1 protein-coding gene is annotated in these 1,446 nt (G+C 65.7%); it reads left to right on the top strand.

Annotated features, from left to right (window positions below):
• Nucleotides 1–138 precede the first annotated feature (138 nt).
• Nucleotides 139–1,404: an IS256 family transposase gene (locus ACWXWW_RS17790; RefSeq protein ID WP_374727766.1), complete on the top strand. Its 1,266-nt coding sequence runs from the start codon at nt 139–141 to the stop codon at nt 1,402–1,404.
• Nucleotides 1,405–1,446: the final 42 nt, after the last annotated feature.

The following is a 1,446-nucleotide window of genomic DNA, read 5'->3' as shown; positions in this document are numbered from 1 at the left end:
GAGCGTGTCAAATGGTGTGTGTAAGGGGTGCTGGTTCTCCTTACGAAAGGAAGCACGCACTTGGCGATCGACAAGGTGGCGCGGGAAGCGCGTCGGAAGTCTCAGGCGGAGGGCGCGCAGCGTCTGATCGAGTCCGGGATGCTGGATGAGCTGTTCGAGAAGATCGATTCGGGCGAGGTCCAGCTCGACGGGGATGGCGGGTTCGTTCAGCAGCTGATCAAGGCGGGCCTGGAGCGGGGGCTGCAGGCGGAGCTGACCTCTCATGTCGGCTATGAGAAGGGTGATCCTGAGGCGCGGCTTCACGAGAACTCGCGCAACGGGTCGTATCCGAAGACGGTGGGGACCACGGCTGGGGAGGTGGAGCTGCGGATCCCTCGGGACCGGAACGGGACGTTCGCACCGCGTCTGGTGCCGGTCGGGACGCGGCGGCTGTCACAACTGGACGAGATGATCATCTCGCTCTACGCCGGCGGGATGACGGTGCGCGATATCGAGCACCATCTCGTCTCCACGCTCGGGGTGGACCTCAGTCATGAGACGGTCTCGAACATCACCGAGGAGATCGCCGAGGAGGTCCTGGCCTGGCAGACCCGACCGCTGGAGGCGTTCTACCCGGTGATCTACCTCGACGCGCTCGTGGTCAAAGTCCGCGACGGCGGGCACGTGCGCAACAAGGCCGCGCACATCGCCGTGGGCGTCGACATGGACGGCATCAAGCACGTCCTGGGCATCTGGATCCAAGCGAGCGAGGGCGCGAGGTTCTGGGCCGGGGTCTGCGCGGAGCTCGCCAACCGCGGCGTCCGCGACGTCCTCATCGTCTGCTGCGACGGGCTCACCGGGTTCCCCGAGGCGATCGAAGCGACCTGGCCGGACTCGATGATCCAGACCTGCGTGGTCCACCTCATCCGCAACGCGATGCGGTTCGTCGCCTACGGGCAGCGCAAGGCCGTCGCCGCGGCGCTGAAGCCGATCTACCAGGCCCCGACCGCGGACGCCGCCCGCGCCGAGCTGGAGGCGTTCAAGGCCTCCGAGCTGGGGCGAGCGAACCCGCGATCGGCGCGGGTGTTCGAGGACGCGTGGGAACGGTTCACACCGTTCCTGGCGTTCCCGCCCGAGCTGCGCCGGGTGATCTACACCACCAACGCGATCGAGTCGCTGAACTTCCAACTGCGGAAGGTCATCAAGAACCGCGGCCACTTCCCCAACGACCAAGCCGTCGTGAAGCTCCTCTGGCTCGCGATCTGCGACATCGAGGACAAACGAGCCCGCGACCGCGCGTCTCGACGCAGCAAGAACCACAAAACCAGCGGACGCCTCGTCGAAGGTCAAGTCGTCACGAACTGGAAGAAGGCCCTCGAACAACTCGCCCTCGTCTACCCCGAGCGCATCGAGCCCTACCTCTGACCCCGAGGACCCAACTCCTTACACACACAACTTGACAAGCTC

This window comes from Microbacterium sp. KNMS (assembly GCF_053851835.1).
Note: the sequence above shows the minus strand (reverse complement) of the source record. Positions and strands in the feature narration are given on the sequence as shown.